General features: G+C 61.3%; 18 protein-coding genes. 13 read left to right on the top strand and 5 right to left on the bottom strand.

From position 1 onward, the window contains the following. The first annotated feature begins 24 nt into the window (after positions 1–24). The 9 genes from AB4P94_RS05310 (at position 25) to AB4P94_RS05270 (ending at position 7,339) form a co-directional block, all read left to right on the top strand. Positions 25–747, top strand: a complete 723-nt coding sequence (locus AB4P94_RS05310; protein ID WP_395611300.1) for a MotA/TolQ/ExbB proton channel family protein — start codon at positions 25–27, stop codon at positions 745–747. Between the two features lies 1 nt (position 748). Next, positions 749–1,150 carry a biopolymer transporter ExbD gene (locus AB4P94_RS05305; RefSeq protein WP_060755558.1) on the top strand — a complete coding sequence of 134 codons (402 nt, stop codon included), beginning with the start codon at positions 749–751 and terminating at the stop codon, positions 1,148–1,150. A gap of 300 nt (positions 1,151–1,450) precedes the next feature. After that, positions 1,451–2,032: an alpha/beta hydrolase gene (locus AB4P94_RS05300; RefSeq protein WP_395609693.1), complete on the top strand. Its 582-nt coding sequence runs from the start codon at positions 1,451–1,453 to the stop codon at positions 2,030–2,032. A gap of 50 nt (positions 2,033–2,082) precedes the next feature. Then, positions 2,083–3,009 carry a sigma 54-interacting transcriptional regulator gene (locus AB4P94_RS05295; protein WP_395609692.1) on the top strand — a complete coding sequence of 309 codons (927 nt, stop codon included), beginning with the start codon at positions 2,083–2,085 and terminating at the stop codon, positions 3,007–3,009. A 125-nt stretch (positions 3,010–3,134) separates the two neighbouring features. Beyond that, the gene (locus AB4P94_RS05290; RefSeq protein ID WP_395609691.1) at positions 3,135–3,917 is read left to right on the top strand and encodes a MetQ/NlpA family ABC transporter substrate-binding protein; all 783 of its coding nucleotides are present in this window, start codon (positions 3,135–3,137) and stop codon (positions 3,915–3,917) included. A gap of 492 nt (positions 3,918–4,409) precedes the next feature. Then, positions 4,410–5,075, top strand: a complete 666-nt coding sequence (locus tag AB4P94_RS05285; RefSeq protein ID WP_003187615.1) for an amino acid ABC transporter permease — start codon at positions 4,410–4,412, stop codon at positions 5,073–5,075. Beyond that, positions 5,056–5,715 carry an amino acid ABC transporter permease gene (locus AB4P94_RS05280; protein ID WP_033898855.1) on the top strand — a complete coding sequence of 220 codons (660 nt, stop codon included), beginning with the start codon at positions 5,056–5,058 and terminating at the stop codon, positions 5,713–5,715. The genes AB4P94_RS05285 and AB4P94_RS05280 overlap by 20 nt, the downstream gene beginning before the upstream one ends. Then, on the top strand, positions 5,712–6,488 hold the full coding sequence (locus AB4P94_RS05275) for an amino acid ABC transporter ATP-binding protein (protein WP_395609690.1): 777 nt from the start codon (positions 5,712–5,714) through the stop codon (positions 6,486–6,488). Before AB4P94_RS05280 ends, AB4P94_RS05275 begins: the two co-directional genes overlap by 4 nt. Then, positions 6,485–7,339 (top strand): transporter substrate-binding domain-containing protein, encoded by an 855-nt coding sequence (locus AB4P94_RS05270; RefSeq protein WP_395609689.1) that lies wholly within the window; start codon positions 6,485–6,487, stop codon positions 7,337–7,339. The genes AB4P94_RS05275 and AB4P94_RS05270 overlap by 4 nt, the downstream gene beginning before the upstream one ends. Positions 7,340–7,465: 126 nt before the next feature. On the opposite strand, the gene AB4P94_RS05265 is transcribed toward AB4P94_RS05270, so the two are convergent. After that, positions 7,466–8,626 (bottom strand): AAA family ATPase, encoded by a 1,161-nt coding sequence (locus AB4P94_RS05265; RefSeq protein ID WP_395609688.1) that lies wholly within the window; start codon positions 8,624–8,626, stop codon positions 7,466–7,468. A gap of 170 nt (positions 8,627–8,796) precedes the next feature. Between AB4P94_RS05265 and AB4P94_RS05260 the strand changes: the two genes are divergently transcribed. From AB4P94_RS05260 to AB4P94_RS05245, 4 genes are all read left to right on the top strand, one after another. Next, complete coding sequence (locus tag AB4P94_RS05260) at positions 8,797–9,879, top strand: efflux RND transporter periplasmic adaptor subunit (protein ID WP_395609687.1); 1,083 nt, start codon at positions 8,797–8,799, stop codon at positions 9,877–9,879. After that, positions 9,876–10,946 carry an efflux RND transporter periplasmic adaptor subunit gene (locus AB4P94_RS05255; RefSeq protein WP_395609686.1) on the top strand — a complete coding sequence of 357 codons (1,071 nt, stop codon included), beginning with the start codon at positions 9,876–9,878 and terminating at the stop codon, positions 10,944–10,946. The genes AB4P94_RS05260 and AB4P94_RS05255 overlap by 4 nt, the downstream gene beginning before the upstream one ends. Continuing rightward, positions 10,943–14,008 carry an efflux RND transporter permease subunit gene (locus tag AB4P94_RS05250; RefSeq protein ID WP_395609685.1) on the top strand — a complete coding sequence of 1,022 codons (3,066 nt, stop codon included), beginning with the start codon at positions 10,943–10,945 and terminating at the stop codon, positions 14,006–14,008. The genes AB4P94_RS05255 and AB4P94_RS05250 overlap by 4 nt, the downstream gene beginning before the upstream one ends. Positions 14,009–14,216: 208 nt before the next feature. Next, positions 14,217–16,406: a glycoside hydrolase gene (locus AB4P94_RS05245; protein ID WP_395609684.1), complete on the top strand. Its 2,190-nt coding sequence runs from the start codon at positions 14,217–14,219 to the stop codon at positions 16,404–16,406. Between the two features lie 105 nt (positions 16,407–16,511). On the opposite strand, the gene AB4P94_RS05240 is transcribed toward AB4P94_RS05245, so the two are convergent. The 4 genes from AB4P94_RS05240 to AB4P94_RS05225 are packed head-to-tail and all read right to left on the bottom strand — an operon-like array spanning position 16,512 to position 19,740. Beyond that, positions 16,512–17,138, bottom strand: a complete 627-nt coding sequence (locus tag AB4P94_RS05240; RefSeq protein WP_395609683.1) for a class I SAM-dependent methyltransferase — start codon at positions 17,136–17,138, stop codon at positions 16,512–16,514. A 40-nt stretch (positions 17,139–17,178) separates the two neighbouring features. Further along, positions 17,179–17,823, bottom strand: coding sequence for a methionine ABC transporter permease (locus tag AB4P94_RS05235; RefSeq protein ID WP_395609682.1), 645 nt, complete (start codon positions 17,821–17,823; stop codon positions 17,179–17,181). Continuing rightward, positions 17,813–18,928, bottom strand: coding sequence for a methionine ABC transporter ATP-binding protein (locus AB4P94_RS05230; RefSeq protein WP_395609681.1), 1,116 nt, complete (start codon positions 18,926–18,928; stop codon positions 17,813–17,815). Before AB4P94_RS05230 ends, AB4P94_RS05235 begins: the two co-directional genes overlap by 11 nt. Beyond that, entirely contained in the window at positions 18,925–19,740 is an 816-nt protein-coding gene (locus tag AB4P94_RS05225) for a MetQ/NlpA family ABC transporter substrate-binding protein (protein WP_395609680.1), read from the bottom strand. Before AB4P94_RS05225 ends, AB4P94_RS05230 begins: the two co-directional genes overlap by 4 nt. Positions 19,741–19,830: the final 90 nt, after the last annotated feature.

The following is a 19,830-nucleotide window of genomic DNA, read 5'->3' as shown; positions in this document are numbered from 1 at the left end:
CCGCGACCTGCACAGAGGGAAAACATCATGGCATTAGCATCTCCACTTGAATCCATCGAAAGCGCGGTGATCTGGCTGCTGGTGGTCTTTTCGGTTGCCACCTGGGGCTTTGCCCTGCTCAAGGGCGTGCAGTTCGGCCGCCTGAAAGCGCAGGATCGCAAATTTCATAAACAGTTTTGGGCCGCGTCCAGTCTGGACTCAGCGGCAGAACTGGCCCAAACCCAGCCCGGCGCGGCGGCTCGCGTGGCCCTGGCCGGTTACGCCGCCATCCAGGTCGGCGAGGCACCGCACGCGGCCGATTTGAGCCAGGCGATCAATCACCAGGACCGCCTCGAGCGCGCCCTGCGCCAGCAGATCGTACGTGAGCGCCGCTCGCTGGAAACCGGCCTGGCTGTGGTCGCGAGTATCGGCAGCACCTCGCCGTTTATCGGCCTGTTCGGCACCGTGTGGGGGATCATGGAAGCGCTGAAGGGGATCAGCGCCGCCGGTTCTGCCAGCCTCGAAACCGTGGCCGGGCCGATTGGTGCCGCACTGGTTGCCACTGGCGTGGGGATCGCCGTCGCGGTGCCGGCGGTGCTGGTCTACAACTACTTCCTGCGCCGTTTGAAGCTGACGGCCGCCGACCTGGACGACTTTGCCCACGACTTCTACAGCCTGGCGCAGAAAAATTCGTTCCGCGTGCTGCTGCACCCAGCGCTGAACAAGGCCGCTGCCGGCAACCCGCAAAAAGTGAAGGAGGCGTCCTGAAATGGCCTTCTCCACGCAAGACAGTGATGAGGTGCTGAGCGAGATCAACGTCACGCCGTTGGTGGACGTGATGCTGGTGCTGCTGGTGGTGTTTATCGTCACCGCGCCGCTGTTGACCAATGCGATTCCGATCAACCTGCCCAAGACCCAGGCCGTGGCCCCGGTGGAGCAGAAAGACCCGCTGGTGGTGAGCATCGACGGTGCCGGCAAACTGTTTATCAACAAGGACGAAATCCAGCCGGACCTGCTGGAATTCAACCTGCAGGCGGCCAAGGCCAAGGACCCCGATGTGCGGGTGCAACTGCAGGCTGACGATGGCGTGAACTACGGCGAAGTGGCGCGAGCCATGGCGTCTATCGAACGCGCGGGCATCACCAAACTGTCGGTGATTACCGCTCGTTGAGTTGCAAAAGCCTCGACAATTTTTTGGCCGTCTCCTTGGCAGGGTGCGGCCTTTTTTTTTGCCTGCGATTTGAGGTTGAACACAGACCCCTGTGGGAGCGGGCTTGCTCGCGAATGCGGTGCGTCAGTTGATGAATGTGCTAGCTGACCCACCGCATTCGCGAGCAAGCCCGCTCCCACATTTTGATCTTCATGGGTTTTGATGTTTTGGTTATTAATAAATAGCTTCTTATTCCTTAACGAATATAAACCCCGTCCCTATACTGGTCAGCAACGTTAAACGCTGCAGGAGGGCACACCCATGCACAGCGAGTCGATTCGTTACCTGATCGTGCCGGGCTGGCAAGGATCGCCAGAAGATCATTGGCAAAGCCATTGGCAGAACAGCCTGCCCAACAGTGCGCGGGTGGAACAGGCCGACTGGCTGACGCCGCGCCGCGAAGACTGGGTGGCAGCGCTGGCCGAGGCCATCGCGGCGGACAGCACGCCGGTCATCCTGATCGCTCACAGCTTGGGTTGCATCACCGTCGCCCACTGGGCCGCGACAGCGCCGGTGCAGTTTCTGCGGCAGGTGCGCGGCGCCTTGCTGGTGGCCCCGGCCGATGTGGAACGCCCGGCCTGTGCCCCCGCCTTGCGCAATTTCGCCCCCATTCCGACCCACCTGTTGCCGTTTCCGAGCCAGGTGGTCAGCTCCGACAACGACAGCGCCGTCAGTGCCCCTCGGGCGCTGGAACTGGCGCGCAACTGGGGCGCCGAAGCCGGGATTCTGTCCGGTGCCGGCCATATCAATGTGAAGTCCGGCCACCAGCGCTGGGAGCAGGGTTTTGCCTATCTTTATCGCCTGCAAAACCGCCTTGAGCACCACGCCCGGCGTAGTGCCTGACATTTTTTCAACGCCCCGTCCCTGAAGTGGATTGGGGGCGGGAGCCTGCCATGAGCCTGCATGAAACCTACGGCCAGCCTTTGCTGACCTTTCCCGACGCCGACAAAAGCCCGCTGAGCATCCGTGCCAAGGCGCTGGTGTTCGTCGACCCACGCTCGCGCCAGTTACGTGAAGAGTTGGAGAGCCTCGCGCCACGCGCCTTGCCCGTGTTGATTCGCGGCGAAACCGGCAGCGGCAAGGAGCTGCTGGCGCGGCACATCCACCGTGGCAGCGACCGTACCGGTTTGTTTGTATCGGTTAATTGCGGCGCCATCAGCCCGACTTACGCCGATGCCGAATTGTTCGGCTACGCCGCCGGCGCTCACAGTGGCGCGGCCAGCAGCCGGGCGGGCTGGTTTGGCTCGGCCAATGGCGGCACCCTGTACCTGGACGAGATCGGCGACTTGCCGTTGCCGATCCAGGTCAAGTTGCTCGCTGCGCTGGAGAATCACGAAGTCACCCGTGTCGGTGCCCATCAGCCGAGCCCGGTGGATGTGCGGCTGGTGGCGGCTACCAGCATTGATCTGGCCCAGGCGGTGGCGGCGGGCAAGTTCAATGAGCGCTTGTTCCATTACCTGAGCGAAGGCCAGCTGGATTTGCCGGCATTGCGCGAGCGCGTCGGCGATATTTTGTCCCTGGCGGAATACTTCCTCGGCATCTACAGCCAGCGCCTGGACCTGCCGGTGCCGCTGATCAGCGATGCGGCGCAGCGCGTGCTGGAACACCACAGCTGGCCGGGCAACACCCGCGAGCTGGAAAACGTCATTCATTTTGCGTTGCTGGTCAGCAGTGGCGACGAGATTTTGCCCGAGCATTTGAACCTGCCGGCGGTGGGTTCGCCGCTGGAGCAGGTGCGGCAGATTTTCCAACGGGCCAGCCCCGCCGAGCAGGAAGTGCTGCGTCAATTCCTGTATGAGCAAAATGGAATATCAACGTGAATAAAAGATATTGTTCGGGAATAAAAAATCTAGGTATTGTCCGTTCCACGCCGCGATAGCACTTCGCTGGCACACCACAAAAAACGGTCGTCAGAGACGCCCCGGAATTTCGATAAGGACACTGCATGAAAAAGGTTCTGTTGTTTACCGCACTGGCGGCTGCCCTGACTGCTAGCTTCGCCCAGGCCAACGAGAAACTGGTGGTTGCCGCCACCCCGATCCCGCACGCCGAGATCCTTGAGCTGGTCAAACCGACCCTGGCCAAAGAAGGCGTGGACCTGGAAATCAAAGTCTTCACCGACTACGTGCAGCCAAACGTGCAGGTGGCCGAGAAGCGCCTGGACGCCAACTACTTCCAGACCCTGCCGTACCTGGAAAACTTCAACAAGGGCAAGGGCACCAACCTGGTCACCGTGGTGGGCGTGCACGTTGAACCCTTCGGCGGCTACTCGAAAAAGATCAAGAACATCTCCGAGCTCAAAGATGGCGCCACCGTGGCCATCCCGAACGAAGGCTCCAACAGCGGCCGCGCCCTGTTGCTGCTGCAGAAAGCCGGTGTGATCACCCTGAAAGATCCAAGCAATGCCCTGGCCACACCAAAAGACATCGCCAGCAACCCGAAAAATCTGAAATTCAAAGAGCTGGAATCCGCTCTGCTGCCGCGCGTGCTGGACCAGGTTGACCTGGACCTGATCAACACCAACTACGCGCTGGAAGCGGGCCTGAACCCGGCCAAAGACGCGCTGATCATCGAGGACGCGAAGTCGCCGTACGTGAACTTCCTGGTGGCCCGCCCGGACAACAAGGACAGCGACGCGATCCAGAAACTGGCCAAAGCGCTGACCAGCCCGGAAGTCAAAGCCTTCATCGAGAAGAAGTACAACGGCGCGGTCGTGCCTGCGTTCTGATGTAAACCAAACCCCCTTCAAGGTTTGAACGCCGACGGCTTTTATCGCGTCGGCGTTTTTTTATGGCCGCTTGGAACACAGTCAAAAATGTGGGAGCGGGCTTGCTCGCGAAAGCGGTCTGTCAGTAACAGATACTCTGACTGATACACCGCTTTCGCGAGCAAGCCCGCTCCCACATTTGGATTTGCATCTGTTCAGAGATCGCGGCTATTGATCGCCCGGCGCAACGCCACCAACCACTTCACCAGCTCCTGCGGATCCATCGGTTTCGCTTCGTTCATTGCTCAGTCCCTCGAATCTTTCGACCCACAGACCATAGCCCGCACCTGTCAAACCCGCGAATACGGGGGTTATCTTTTTGGGTGATATCAATATGCTATTTGGGTATTTAAATTTTATTTTTTATACCTTTAAAGTTCGCGCTACCCGGCGTTACCCACGGCGGATTGAACTGCGCTCGCTGCATTACCCTTGCGGCGTCATGGACTGCAAATGACTTTCGATTTCGCATTTATCCTCAGCACCTTGCCGGCGTTTCTCAAAGCCGTGGGGGTGACGCTGCAAGTGGGCCTGATCGCCATTGCCACCTCGTTGCTGGTGGCGCTGATCAACGCCGCCTTGCTGGTGTTTCGCACGCCTTACCTGTCGCGCCTGGTGGCGTTGTATGTGGAGCTGGCGCGCAACACGCCGCTGCTGATCCAGCTGTTTTTCGTCTACTTCGCGCTGCCGGCCCTGGGCTTCAATATTTCCGGGTTCTGGGCGGCGATCATCACCATGACCTTCCTCGGCGGCGCTTACCTCACCGAAGTGCTGCGTGCGGGTGTGGAAGCGGTGCCGCTGGCGCAGATCGAGTCGGGCAAGTCCATTGGCCTGTCGGACTGGCAGTTGCTGCGCCACGTGATCCTGCCCCAGGCCGGCATCCTCAGCCTGCCCGCGCTGTTCGCCAATTTCATCTTCCTGCTCAAGGAGACGACCGTGGTGTCTGCCGTGGCGGTGCCGGAGATTCTCTACACCACTAAAAGCTACATCGCCCTTTACTACAAAACCTACGAAATGCTCGCCGTGCTGACACTGATTTGCGTGTTGCTGTTTTTGCCGCTGTCGCTGTTGCTCAGCCGCCTGGAAAGGAGGCTCCAGCATGGCCAGTTCGGGTCTTGAATTGCTCTGGGTGTCGTTGCCGCAACTGGGCAAGGGCGCTGCGCAAACCCTGTCGATTTCGTTTCTGAGCATCGCATTCAGCACGGTTGGCGGTGTGTTGTACGGCGTGCTGCGGACCTTGAACAACCGGCTGATCAACGCGGTGTTGCGGGTTTACCTGGAGCTGTTCCGGGCAATCCCGGTGCTGGTGTGGTTGTACCTGCTGTTTTTTGGCCTGCCGATTTTCTTCGGTCTGAGCATTCCGAGCTTCTGGTGCGCGGTGCTGGTGCTGTCGTTGTGGGGCGCCAGTGAGGTGGGCGAAGTGGTGCGTGGCGCCTTGCATTCGCTGCCCCGTGGCCAGCGTGAGGCAGGCTTGTCGATTGGCTTATCCGACCCGCAACTCTACGGCTACGTGTTGCTGCCTCAGGCGCTCAAACGCATGACCCCGCCAACCATCAACGTCTACACGCGCATCATCAAGACCAGTTCGCTCGCCGTGCTGATCGGCGTGGTGGATGTGATCAAGGTCGGCCAGCAAATCATCGAACGCACCTATGAATCGGTTCTGATCTACGGCGTGCTCTTCCTGTTTTTCTTCTTTATCTGCTACCCGTTGTCGGCCGCCTCCAAGGTGCTGGAACGGCGCTGGGCCCAAGCATGAGCGCATTGATCGAGTTTCAGGGTTTCAACAAGTACTTCGGCGAAGCGCAGGTGCTCAAGGGCATCGACCTGAGCGTGCAAAGCGGCGAAGTGGTGGTGATCCTCGGCCCCAGCGGCTGCGGCAAAAGCACGTTGCTGCGCTGCCTGAACGGGCTGGAAGTGGCCCACAGCGGCAGCCTGCGTTTTGCCGGTAACGAGCTGTTGGATAAAAAAACCGATTGGCGCCAGGTGCGCCAGGACGTGGGCATGGTGTTCCAGAGCTACCACCTGTTCCCGCACATGAGCGTGCTCGACAACCTCCTGCTCGGCCCGCTGAAAGTGCAAAAACGCGAGCCCCGTGAAGCCCGCGCCCAGGCCGAGAAATTGCTCGAGCGCGTAGGCCTGGCCGACAAGCGTGACGCATTCCCGCGTCAGCTCTCCGGCGGCCAGCAGCAACGCATCGCCATCGTCCGTTCGCTGTGCATGAACCCTCAGGTCATGCTGTTTGATGAAGTCACCGCCGCGCTCGACCCGGAAATGGTCAAGGAAGTGCTGGAGGTGATCCAGGGCCTGGCCCGCGATGGCATGACCTTGCTGATCGTTACCCATGAAATGGCCTTCGCCCGCGCCGTCGCTGACCGCGTGGTGTTCATGGAGGCCGGTCGCATCCTCGAACAGAACACCCCCGAGGCATTCTTTACGAACCCGCAAACCGCACGCGCGCAGCAGTTCCTGGAGAAGTTCTCCTTTGTTTCAACACTGCCCAAGAAAACCAAGGAACTGGAGTTGCTATGAAAAAGTTACTGCTGCCACTGTTTGCCGTCGCCTTGCTGGCCGGCTGCGATAAAAAGGCCGAAGAGCCTGCCAAACCTGTCGCTGCTGCCGCGAGTTACATCGACAAGATCAAGGCGCGCGACAAGTTGATCGTCGGCGTGTTCACTGACAAACCGCCGTTCGGCTTTGTAAACGAAGCGGGCCGCTACGTGGGGTTTGATACCGACATCGGCCGCCAATTCGCCAAGGATTTGTTGGGCGATGAAAACAAAGTCGAGTTCGTCGCGGTTGAACCCGCCAGCCGTATTCCGTTTCTGCAAAGCGACAAGGTCGACCTGATCCTCGCCAACATGACCGTGACGCCTGAGCGCAAGGAAGCGGTGGACTTCACCAACCCCAACCTGAAAGTCGCGGTGCAGGCCCTGGTGCCGAACGGCAGCGCGGTGAAAAACCTGGATGACCTGGCCACCCGCACCACCATCGTCACCACCGGCACCACGGCCGATATCTGGCTGACCAAGAACCACCCGGACTGGAAACTGCTCAAGTTCGAGAAAAACTCCGAGTCGCTGCAAGCGCTGTCGGCTGGCCGTGGCGATGCCTACGCGCAAGACAACCTGGTGTTGTTCAGTTGGGCCAAGCAGAACCCGGGCTATCGCGTGCTGGAAGAGAAGCTCGGTGATGAAGCGCCGATTGCACCGGCGGTGAAGAAAGGCAACATCGAGCTGCGTGACTGGGTGAATGCCGAGTTGGCGAAGTTGGGTGAAGAGAAATTCCTGCTCAAGCTGTATGACCAGTACGTGCGTAAAGAGCTGAGCGATGACACCAAGCCTGAAAGCGTGATTGTTGAAGGCGGGAAGTGGCAGGGCTGATTTTGCGCTGACTGTTCTACCGCTATCGCAGGCAAGCCAGCTCCCACAGTTGTCCGCATTCCAAAGGTGGAACTCGGTCGAATGTGGGAGCGGGCTTGCCCGCGAAGAGGCCGGCTCAGGCGCCACCTATTCCGGCCAATGCCACGCCGGCGCATCCAGAATCCCCTGCCCGACGATTTGGGTCTCGCCCAACACCTTCTCCAACACAATCGAATTACACCCTTCATCCTGCTGCAACGCCGCAATCAACCGGCTCGCATGGGACACCACCCACACCTGGCAATGCATGGACGCCTGGATAATCAAGCGCGCCAACGCCGGCAGCAAATCCGGGTGCAGGCTGGTTTCCGGCTCGTTCAGCACCATCATGGTCGGTGGCCTTGGCGTCAGCAGCGCGGCGATCAGCAACAAATAGCGTAACGTCCCGTCCGACAACTCCGCCGCCGACAGTGGCCGCAGCAAGCCTTCCTGATAAAACTCAATCGCGAAGCGCCCACCCTGCAAGGGCTCGATGTTCAACCGTGCACCGGGGAACGCATCGCTCACCGCCCGCTGCAACGCCTCGGGGTCGCCGATTTCACGGATGGTTTGTAACGCTGCCGCCAGATCCCGCCCGTCGTGATGCAACACCGGCGTGCGAGTACCCAGTTGTGGCTGGCGCACCGGCGCGTCCACGTCGCTGCGAAAGTGATCATAAAAGCGCCAGCCGCGAATGCTTTCACGTAGCAACAGCACCTCGGGTGAGCCGCGCAGGCTGCCGACCTGATCGAACAGGCTGTTGTAATTTGGCGTGTGTTGGGCGAGCACGTCCCAGGCGCGGCCTTCGCGCGCGCGCACCATCGGGCCGGAACGCTGCACCAACAGGCTGGCCGGGCGATAGCTGTGGCCGGCCCAGATGCATTCTTTTTTCACTTCGGGGTCGAGGGAGAAGAACGACTTGCTGGGTTCGGGCAACCCGAGGGAGATGGCGTAGCTGAAATCTTCCCCGGCAAACCCCAGGCGCAAGCGTTTGACGCCCTGGCGCACGCTGGACTCAATCGGCACTTCGCCCGTGCGCATGCGCCGGGTGATGGTTTCCGGCCCGGCCCAGAACGTCGAGTCCAGCCCGCCCTCACGGGCCAGCGCGTTGATCACCCCGCCTTGGGCGGTTTCGGCCAGCAGGCGCAGCGCCCGGTACAAGTTGGACTTGCCGCTGCCATTGGGGCCGGTGATCAGGTTCAACCGGTCCAGTGGCACTACCAATTTGTTGATCGAGCGGTAATTGGCCACCGCGAGGGTTTTGAGCATGGGAATCGTCGCGATTGGAGGGGGGATTGCATATTACCTGCGCCGGAACCGGGGGTGAGCGTCGGAAATATCTTTAGTCTTTACCACTTGCCCCCTATAACGTGGAACCCTGATCTAAGCTCACAGTCGCATAGACACTGGCACGTCGGCATCACGCAAAAGGAGCCTGCATGGGCGGTCGTACTTTCACACTTATCATCGGAATCGGCCTACTGACGCTGCTAAGCGGCTGTGGTGAGAAAAAGGCTGAGCCCAAGGAACATTCGCGCGTGTTTGTGCAGACCGTGCAGTCGGCGGACTTTGCCGCAGCCGTCACGTTGACGGGCGATATTCAAGCCCGCGTACAAACCGATTTGTCCTTTCGCGTGGGCGGCAAGATCATCCAGCGCATGGTCGACGTGGGCGACCGCGTCAGCGCCAAACAAGTGCTGGCCAAGCTTGACCCCAAGGACTTGCAGACCAACGTCGACTCCGCCCAGGCCCAGGTCGTGGCTGAGCAGGCGCGGGTCAAGCAAACCGCCGCCGCCTTTGTGCGTCAGGAAAAGCTGCTGCCCAAGGGCTACACCAGCCGCAGCGAGTACGATTCCGCCCAGGCTGCCTTGCGCAGCAGCCAAAGCGCGTTGGCCGCCGCCCAGGCCCAATTGGCCAACGCCCGTGAGCAGCTCGGCTACACCTCGTTGATTGCCGACGCACCGGGGATTATTACCGCGCGACAGGCCGAAGTCGGCCAGGTCGTACAAGCCACGGTGCCGATTTTCAGCCTGGCCCGCGATGGTGAGCGCGATGCAGTGTTCAACGTCTATGAATCACTGCTGGTCGAGCCGCCGCCGGATGCGCCGATCACCGTGAGCCTGTTGGATAACCCAAGCATCAAGGCCGTGGGCAAGGTCCGCGAAGTGACCCCGGCCGTCGCCGCCAATACCGGTACTGTCCAGGTCAAAATCGCCCTGCAAAGCCTGCCCAAGGGTATGGAACTGGGTTCGGTGGTGAGTGCCACCGCCAATGGCCCGGCCAAGGCGAGTATCGAGCTGCCATGGGCGGCGCTGACCAAAGACCTGAACGAGCCCGCCGTGTGGCTGATCGACGGTGACGGCAAGGCGCAACTGCATAAGGTCACCGTGGCGCGCTACCTGACCGGCAAAGTAATCATTGGCGACGGCCTCAAAGGCGGCGAAAAAGTCGTGGTGGCCGGTGGGCAATTGCTGCACCCGGGGATGATTGTCGAAATCGCCGACAGAGGAGCCCAGCCATGAAGCGCCTGACGGCATTACTGGCCGCCAGCCTGTTGCTGGCCGCGTGCTCCAAGGAAGAGCCGCCACCGGAGCCCGTGCGCCCGGTGCTGTCGATGCAAGTGAAGTCCGAAGACCAGGAAAACCTCGGCCGCTTCGCCGGCACCATTCAGGCCCGCTACGAAAGCAACCTGGGTTTCCGTGTGCCTGGCCGTATCGCCCGCCGCGCGGTGGACGTGGGCGCGGAGGTCGAGAAGGGCGCGTTGCTCGCGGTCCTCGATCCGACCGACCAGCAAAACCAGCTGCGTTCGGCCCAAGGTGATCTTGCCCGCGTGCAGGCGCAGTTCATCAATGCCCAGGCCAACGCCCGCCGTCAGCAGGAGCTGTTCAACCGTGGCGTGGGTGCCCAGGCTCAGCTGGACATTGCCCAGACCGACCTGAAAACCACCCAGGCCACACTCGATCAGGCCAAAGCGTCGGTCAACCAGGCTAAAGATCAACTCAACTACGCCGAACTGCGCACCGACCACGCGGGCATCGTCACCGCCTGGAATGCCGAGGCCGGCCAGGTGGTCAGCGCCGGGCAACAAGTGGTGACCCTCGCGCGCCCGGACATCAAGGAAGCGGTGATCGACCTGCCCGCCGGCCTCGCCGAACGCCTGCCGCCGGATGTTGTATTTCTCGTGGCCGGGCAACTCGACCCGAGCGTCAACACCACCGCCATCGTGCGTGAAATCGAACCTCAAGCCCAAAGCGCCACACGTACCCGCCGTGCCCGCCTGACCCTGGCCGAGACACCGCCGGCCTTCCGCCTCGGCACGGCGATCAGCGTGACGTTGAGCAGCGCCATCGCGCCGCGCATCGAATTGCCGCTGACTGCGTTGCAGGAAGCCGATGGCAAAACCCGCATCTGGATCCTCGACACCCAAAGCCAGACCGTGCAACCGCGTGACGTCAGCGTGATCAGCCGTGACGCCGACAGCGCCTTGCTCAATGGCGGCGTCAAACCCGGCGAGCGCATCGTCACCGCTGGGGTGAACAGCCTGAAACCCGGGCAAAAAGTCAAAATCGACGAGGACAGCCCGCGATGAAAGGGAGCTTCAACTTATCCGACTGGGCCCTCAAGCATCAGTCCTTCGTCTGGTACCTGATGTTCGTTGCGCTGCTGATGGGCGTGTTTTCGTACATGAACCTGGGCCGCGAGGAAGACCCTTCGTTCACCATCAAGACCATGGTGATCCAGACCCGCTGGCCGGGCGCGACCCAGGAAGAAACCCTCAAGCAGGTCACCGACCGCATCGAGAAAAAACTCGAAGAGCTGGACTCCCTCGATTATGTGAAGAGCTACACCCGCCCGGGTGAGTCCACGGTGTTTGTGTTCCTCAAGGACACCACCGGCGCCAAGGACATTCCGGAAATCTGGTACCAGGTGCGCAAGAAGATCGACGATATTCGCGGTACCTTCCCCCAGGGGTTGCAGGGGCCGTCGTTCAACGATGAATTTGGTGACGTGTTCGGCTCGGTCTACGCCTTTACCGGCGACGGCCTGTCGATGCGCCAGCTGCGCGACTATGTGGAACAGGTTCGCGCCGAAATCCGTTCGGTGCCGGGCCTGGGCAAGGTCGAGATGATCGGCCAGCAGGATGAAGTGATTTACCTGAATTTCTCCACGCGCAAACTGGCGGCATTGGGGATTGATCAGCGCCAGGTCGTGCAAAGCCTGCAATCGCAGAATGCGGTGACCCCGGCCGGCGTGATCGAGGCTGGGCCGGAGCGGATTTCGGTGCGCACCTCGGGGCAGTTCGCTTCCGAGAAAGACCTGGCAGACGTCAACTTGCGCCTCAATGACCGGTTCTATCGGTTGGCGGACATTGCCGACATCAGCCGTGGCTACGTCGACCCGGCGCGGCCCATGTTCCGCTTCAACGGCAAACCGGCGATTGGTTTGGCGATTGCCATGCAGAAGGGCGGCAATATCCAGTCCTTCGGCAAGGCCCTGCACACCCGCATGGACGAGCTGACTGCCGACCTGCCGGTAGGCGTTGGCGTGCACAAGGTGTCCGACCAGGCAGAAGTGGTGGAAGAGGCTGTCGGCGGCTTCACCAGCGCGCTGTTTGAGGCGGTGATCATCGTGCTGGTGGTGAGCTTTATCAGCCTCGGCATGCGCGCGGGATTGGTCGTGGCATGCTCGATCCCGCTGGTGCTGGCGCTGGTGTTTGTGTTCATGGAGTACAGCGGCATCACCATGCAGCGCGTGTCTCTGGGCGCCTTGATCATCGCCCTTGGGTTGTTGGTGGACGACGCGATGATCACGGTGGAGATGATGATCACGCGCCTGGAAAAGGGCGAAACCAAAGAGCAGGCGGCGACCTACGCCTATACCTCGACGGCCTTCCCGATGCTCACCGGCACCCTGGTGACCGTGGCGGGCTTCGTGCCGATTGGCCTCAACGCCAGTTCGGCAGGTGAATACACCTTCACCCTGTTCGCGGTCATCGCCGTGGCAATGCTGGTGTCGTGGGTCGTGGCGGTGCTGTTTGCGCCGGTGATCGGCGTGCATATTCTCAGCGCCAACGTGAAACCCCACGGTGGCGAGCCCGGGCGCATTGGCCGCGCCTTCAATGGCGGCATGTTGTGGGCCATGCGCAACCGCTGGTGGGCGATTGGTATCACCGTGGCGCTGTTTGTGGCGTCGGTGTTCTCGATGCAGTTTGTGCAGAACCAGTTCTTCCCGTCGTCGGACCGCCCGGAAATCCTCGTCGACCTCAACCTGCCGCAAAACGCCTCGATCAACGAGACCCGCAAGGCCGTCGACCGCCTCGAAGCGATCATCAAGGATGACCCGGACATCGCGCGCTGGAGCACTTATATCGGCCAGGGTGCGATCCGTTTCTACCTGCCCCTCGACCAGCAACTGGAAAACCCGTATTACGCGCAGTTGGTGATCGTCAGCAAAGGCCTGGAAGAGCGCGGCGCGCTGATTGCGCGCCTGCAAAAACGCCTGCGGGATGATTTTGTCGGCATCGGCAGCTTTGTGCAGCCTTTGGAAATGGGCCCGCCGGTGGGGCGTCCGATTCAGTATCGCGTGTCGGGTAAAGACATCGACCAGGTGCGCAAGCACGCCATCGAACTGGCGACTTTGCTGGACCAGAACACTCACCTGGGCGAGATCATCTACGACTGGAACGAGCCGGGCAAAGTGCTGCGCGTGGACATCGCCCAGGACAAGGCGCGGCAACTGGGGCTGTCGTCCGAAGACGTAGCGCAGTTGATGAACAGCGTGGTCAGCGGCGCCTCGGTGACCCAGGTGCACGACGACATTTACCTGATCAACGTGGTCGGCCGCGCCGAAGACGCCGAGCGGGGTACGCCGGAAACCCTGCAAAACCTGCAGATCGTCACGCCCAACGGCACCTCGATTCCGCTGCTGGCCTTCGCCACGGTTCGCTATGAGCTGGAGCAGCCGCTGGTGTGGCGTCGCGACCGCAAGCCGACCATCACCATCAAGGCCTCGGTGCGCGATGAAATGCAGCCTACGGACTTGGTGAAACAACTGGCGCCGACCATCGAGAAATTCAGCGCCGGCTTGCCGGTGGGCTACAAGGTCGCCACTGGCGGCACCGTGGAAGAAAGCGGCAAGGCCCAGGGCCCGATTGCCAAAGTGGTGCCGCTGATGCTGTTCCTGATGGCGACCTTCCTGATGATCCAGCTGCACAGCGTGCAGAAGATGTTCCTGGTGGCCAGTGTCGCCCCGCTGGGGTTGATCGGCGTGGTGCTGGCGCTGATTCCCACGGGCACGCCGATGGGCTTTGTGGCGATCCTGGGGATTCTGGCGCTGATCGGCATCATCATCCGCAACTCGGTGATTCTGGTGACGCAGATTCATGAGTACGAAGTGGCGGGCTATACGCCGTGGGATGCGGTGGTGGAAGCCACCGAGCACCGGCGCCGGCCGATCCTGCTCACGGCGGCAGCCGCCAGCCTGGGCATGATCCCGATTGCCCGGGAAGTGTTCTGGGGGCCGATGGCGTACGCGATGATCGGCGGGATCATCATCGCGACCTTGCTGACGCTGCTGTTCCTGCCTGCGCTGTACGTGGCCTGGTACAAGATTCGCGAGCCGAAGCAGGAGCATCAGGAAAAACGCGGTTAAAAAATGTGGGAGCGGGCTTGCTCGCGAATGCGGTGTATCAGTGACGAATGTATCAACTGACACACCGCATTCGCGAGCAAGCCCGCTCCCACATTTGGATCTCCACAAGGCCTCGGGGGATGTAGGAGACTTCCGGAAATAACTGATGCTCCTCCGACAAGCCATCGAGTGCTTTACCCTCGACCCCCTTGCACAAAGGTCGAACCCCATGAACTTCCTGCGTTACGTTTTGCTGGTCTGCGGTGTGTTTCTTTCGCCGATTACCTCAGCAGCCTTACTCGAAAACCCCCTGTGGCGCGTTGATCTCGACCCCGCCACGCTGGCCCTGCGCGTCACGCCCAGCGGCGAAGCCCCGGTGCAGGCCTCCAGTGGCGTCACCCCACATGCCGTCAGCGATCTGCAAGCCAGCGCCGAACAGGCCGCCTGGCAATGGGACAACGGCGCCTATCGCCTGACCGCGCGCCTTGAGCAACGCGACCTGTCGCTGACCATCACCGCCCGCGAGCCAGGCGAGTTGCCGCTGTTGCGCCAGCCCGCCGAGGCCATGGGCAAAGGCGTGATCTGGCCCTTGGCCGAGGGGCATTACGTACCCGCTGGCAACCCTGTCTGGAAAGCGTTTTTGCTGGAACAGGGCGAACTCAACACCACCCAGGACCTCAGCCTGCCGCTGTGGGGCGTGGATCATGGCGGCTTCACGTTGAACTGGTTGCTGACCAACCCCTACAACAATCGCTTGCAGTGGCAAGCCGAGGGCGGGGGGCTGGCGCTGTCCGTGGCTCACGACTTTACCCGTCTCGACCCCTCGGCACCCATGACGCTGCGCCTGCACCTGGGCGGTGCCGACCCTTTGGCGGGCGCCAAACGTTATCGTCAATGGCTGGTGGACCAGAGGCGTTATGAACCCTTGTCGGACAAGCTGCGGCAGACGCCAGAGGCTGAGAAATTGCTGGGGGCCAGCCACGTTTATCTATGGGGCAATGACTTGCTGGCGCTGGAGGATGTGCGGGACTGGTCCAGGCTGGTGACGTTGCTGCGCGCCAATGAACTCAAGGGGCTGCTGGACAAGGAGTCCACGCAGGTCCTGAAACAGACCTCTGTGCTCAATCGTTATGAACAGACCGTGTTGCTGCGCGGCCTCAATGCGGCCATCAACAAGCAGGCCCGGCAGGCGTGGCAGGTTGAGGAGCCCGACGCAGCCCGGCTTGCGGCCCGTTATGGCGAGTTGCGGGGTGAACTGGCTGTCACCTTTGCCGGCGCCCTGAGCGACACCCCTGAAAACTGGGGCAACAAGGTCATTGCATCCCTGAAAGCCGCTGGGCTCCAACGCTTGCTGGTGACCTTGGGCGAAGGCTGGGAAGGCGGCCTGTGGCACCCGGAAGCGATCCGCACCGGTGTCGGTGCCGGTTATCTGATGGCGCCGTACGACTCCTATGAAACGGCGTTATCCGCCACCGAAAACCCGGATTGGACCACCGCCCACCTGGGCAGCAACGCCTACCGCAACTGCGCCATCATGCTCAAGGACGGCAAGCTGAAAACCGGCTTCCAGCAGTCCGGCCACTACACCGACCCGCGCTGCGTACGGCCTTTGCTGGAAGCGCGGGTGAAAGCCGTGCAGGCCAAGACTGGTTTCAACGCCTGGTTCCTCGACGCCTACGCCACCGCCATGGTCTTTGACAGCTACCGCGACGGCGCGCCCATGACCCAGGCGCAAAACGCCGAGGGCAATATCGACGCATCACGCTGGTTGAATACTGCGCTCAAGCTGCCGGCCGGTTCCGAAGACGGCAACGCGATTACCGCCCTGGGCATTCTGTTCGCCCACGGCATGCAGACGCCGGTGCTGGGGTGGGGGGATCGGGAGATGACAAAGGACAAGCAGTCGCCATATTACGTCGGCAACTGGTTCCCACCGGAGCAGCCAGCGGTATTCTTCAAATCCGTGCCGCTGAAAGAACCTTTTCGTACGGTGTATTTTGACCCGGCCATGCGTTTGCCGCTGTATCAGGCCGTGTTCCACGGCTCGGTGATCACCACCCATCACTGGCTGTTCGACAGCCTCAAATTGAGCAATGTACAGGCCGAAAACGAGTTGACCCAACTGCTCTATAACGTGCCGCCGTTGTACCACCTCAGTGCTGCGACGGTTAAGCAACGGCTGCCGATGATCCAGCGCCAGGACCTGTTTTTCCGGCCGCTGCATCAGCGTCTGGCGACTCAGGAAATGACCGGGTTTCGTTGGTTGACGACGGATCGGCAGGCGCAGGAGACCACGTTTGCCGACGGCACGCGGTTGGTGGCGAACTTTGCCGCCGGGGAAAAAGCGGGATACGCCGGGCGTAGTGTGACGGCGTTCGTGGCGGGTGAAAAACCTGTGGTGTATCAGGTCGATCAGTAGCGCCGCGCAGGCCGCAATCGCAGGCAAGCCAGCTCCCACTTTTGGAATGCATTTCGCTGTGGGAGCTGGCTTGCCTGCGATGGGGCCGGTTCAGGCAATACAGTTCTACAGCTTGCGCCACACACTCGCCAACCAAGGCTGCTGCTCCCGCGGCAAACCAGCAGGCCGGTAGTAATGCTCCAGCTCCACAAACCCGGCCTCGCTCAGCAGTGCCTGCCACGCCGCCAGATCGTGATAAGACCCATACCTTGGCCCATTCCAGCCTTCCTGGTTTTCCCCCCGGGGATTGGAACTGAACAACACCCCACCCGGCTTCAACGCCCCATGCAATTGCTTGAGCACACGCGGCAGCTCCTGCTTGGGGATATGAAACAGCACGGCATTGGCAAACACCCCGTCAAAGCGCCCGGCAGGCAAGTCCAGCTTCAGAAAGTCCTGCTGCAATACCTCGCAGCCACTGTCTTCGCGCGCCATCTGTGCAAACCGCTCCGAGCCATCGAGCCCAACCGCGATGTGGCCCATACGCGTAAACGTCTGCAAATCCCTCCCCGGCCCGCAACCGAAATCCAGCACGGTAAACGGCGCTGAACCCTGGATATGCCGCAGCAGGGCGTCGATGTTCTGGCTCACATCGTGATCGCGGGTGCCTTCGCGAAAGTCTTCGGCCACCTTGTTGTAGTGGCCGAGGGTGGTGGAGGTGATCTGGTTGAGGTCGTCGGGCTTGAGGGTCATGGCGGGTGATACCAGGCTTGTTCGGTGGCCCGACTATACCTCACCGCTTGTTGAGTACCCGCGCCAACCGGTCACCACCCAGCTGAATCACCGCCACCAGCACCACCAGCAGCACGATCACGGTCAGCATGATTTGCGTATCAAAGCGCTGATAGCCGTAGCGGTAGGCGATATCCCCAAGGCCGCCCGCGCCAATCGCCCCGGCCATGGCCGACGAATTGATCATGGTCACCAGGGTGATGGTAAACCCGCCGACAATCCCCGGCAGCGCTTCCGGCAGCAACACATGCCAGATGATGTGCCAGCGGCGGCAGCCCATGGCCTGGGCGGCTTCGATCAGACCATGGTCGACCTCGCGCAGGCTCACTTCGGCGATGCGCGCAAAGAACGGCGTGGCGGCGATGGTCAACGGCACCACCGCTGCCCACACGCCATAAGTGGTGCCGACGATCAGCCGGGTAAACGGGATCAGCGCCACCATCAGGATCAGGAATGGAATGGAGCGGAACAGGTTCACGAAAGCGCCCAGCACGCGGTTCAGCGCCGGTGCCTGGTAGATCCCGCCCTTGTCGCTCGTCACCAGAAACACCGCCAGCGGAATCCCTGCCAGCAGCGCGATCAATGACGACACGCCCACCATCAGCAGCGTGTCGATGGCGCCCTGCAACAAACGATCAAACCACATAGCCCAGCACCTCCACGTTGTGTGCCCAGCGCGCGGCACGCTTGCACAGGTCTTCGGCGTCGTGAGGCGAGCCATTGACCGCCAGCAACAGTTGCCCCAGGGCATGCCCCTGAATCCGCTCCACCCCGCCTTGCAGCAAGCGCACGCGGCCGCCAAGGGCGCTGAACAGTGCGGCCAGGTCCGGCTCGTCGGTGTTGCTGCCGGTGAATTGCAAACGCAGTACCGTCGCGGCATCAGCCGAGGCTGGCAGCGCCTGCAAACGGCTTTGCAGTTCTTCCGGCAAACCGTGCTGCAACGGCGCCAACAGGGTTTTGCTGACCTCGTGCTGCGGGTTGCCAAACACTTGCCACACCGGGCCTTGTTCGACGATGCGCCCGTGCTCCAGCACCACCACGCGGTCGCAGATTTCGCGGATCACCGCCATTTCATGGGTGATCAACACGATGGTCAGGCCCAGGCGCGTGTTGATCTCGCGCAGCAGGCCGAGGATCGATTGCGTGGTCTCCGGGTCGAGGGCCGAGGTGGCCTCGTCGCACAGCAGAATCTCGGGGTCGTGCACCAGCGAACGAGCGATGCCCACGCGCTGTTTCTGCCCACCGGACAGTTGCGCCGGGTAAGCCTTGTGCTTGTCCTGCAAACCCACCAGTTCCAACAGCTCACGCACCTTTTGCTCGCGCTGCGGCTTGGGCACACCAGCGACTTTGAGCGGCAACTCGACGTTCTGCCACACGGTCTTGGCCGACATCAAATTGAAGTGCTGGAAGATCATGCCGGTGCGGCGGCGCAGCGCTACCAGGCGGTCTTCGTCGAAACCGCCGATGTCGACCTGATCAATCAGCACGCGCCCGCTGCTCGGTTGCTCCAGGCGGTTGATGGTGCGGATCAGCGAGGATTTACCCGCGCCGCTGCGGCCGATGATGCCGAACACTTCACCGCGCTGGATCGCCAGGTCAATGCCTTGCAAGGCGTGCACGTTGCCGTCGTAGGTCTTGCCCAGGTTGATAAAGCGCACGTGGGCGCGGTTCAAGTCAGGGTGCAGCTCGGTCTGCTCGGCGTCCCTGGGCGGCAAGCCCAGGTCGCGCAGTTGGGCATTCGCGGCGGTCATTTTTTGTCTTCCCAGCCGACTTGGTAGAGCTTGCCAAGGGATTTATCCAGCGCCGCACGCACTACGGGCGAATGCTGGTAGATGTCGACGAACTTGATCACGCGCGGGTCGGTTTTGCTCTTCGGTTGAATCACAAACTGGATCACGTATTCCGGGTGGTCAAGGCCGTCGAACAGCAGCGCGGATTCGGCATCGAAGGTCTTGGACAGGCGGATATACGCCGGGTAGCCCTGCACCAGGTCGGCGTCGTCATAGGCGCGCACCAGTTGCACGGCTTCCACTTGCAGGATCTTGATCTTCTTCGGGTTGCTGACGATGTCTTCTTCGGTGGCCTTGTAGCCCACGCCCGGTTTGAGGGTGATCAAGCCCGCCTTGGCCAGCAATTGCAGGCCACGGCCGCTGTTGATCGGATCATTGGCAATCGCCACGCTGGCGCCTTGTGGCAGATCGTTGATGCTTTTGTATTTCTTGGAGTACAGCCCAACGTTGTTGATGATGCCCGGCGCGTACGGCACCAGGTCAAACCCGGCGGCGGCCTTGGCGTTTTCCAGGAAAGGGATGTGCTGGAAGTAGTTCACGTCAATGTCGCCGGCAGCCAAGCTGACGTTGGGGGCGATCCAGTCGGTGAATTCCACCAACTGGACCTTGAGGCCCTGCTTGTCGGCCTCGGCCACAGCGGCTTCCAGCGGAATGGCGAAAGCGGCGGTGGTGCCGATTTTCAACGGGGCATCGGCGGCGAACACCGCCGAGCTGAATAAGCCGAAAGCCAGGGCCAGTGCTTTGACTGGGTGGGTGAGCAGTGTTTTTTTCATAGTGGTTTTCCAGTCATAAGGTGTTGGTGAAAACAATGAAGATCCAAATGTGGGAGCAGGCTTGCTCGCGAAAGCGTTGGGTCAGCTGGC

The organism is Pseudomonas sp. B22129 (genome assembly GCF_044218875.1).
Classification (GTDB): domain Bacteria; phylum Pseudomonadota; class Gammaproteobacteria; order Pseudomonadales; family Pseudomonadaceae; genus Aquipseudomonas.
The sequence above is the reverse complement of the archived record's forward strand: the minus strand, read 5'-3'. Positions and strand labels throughout refer to the sequence as shown.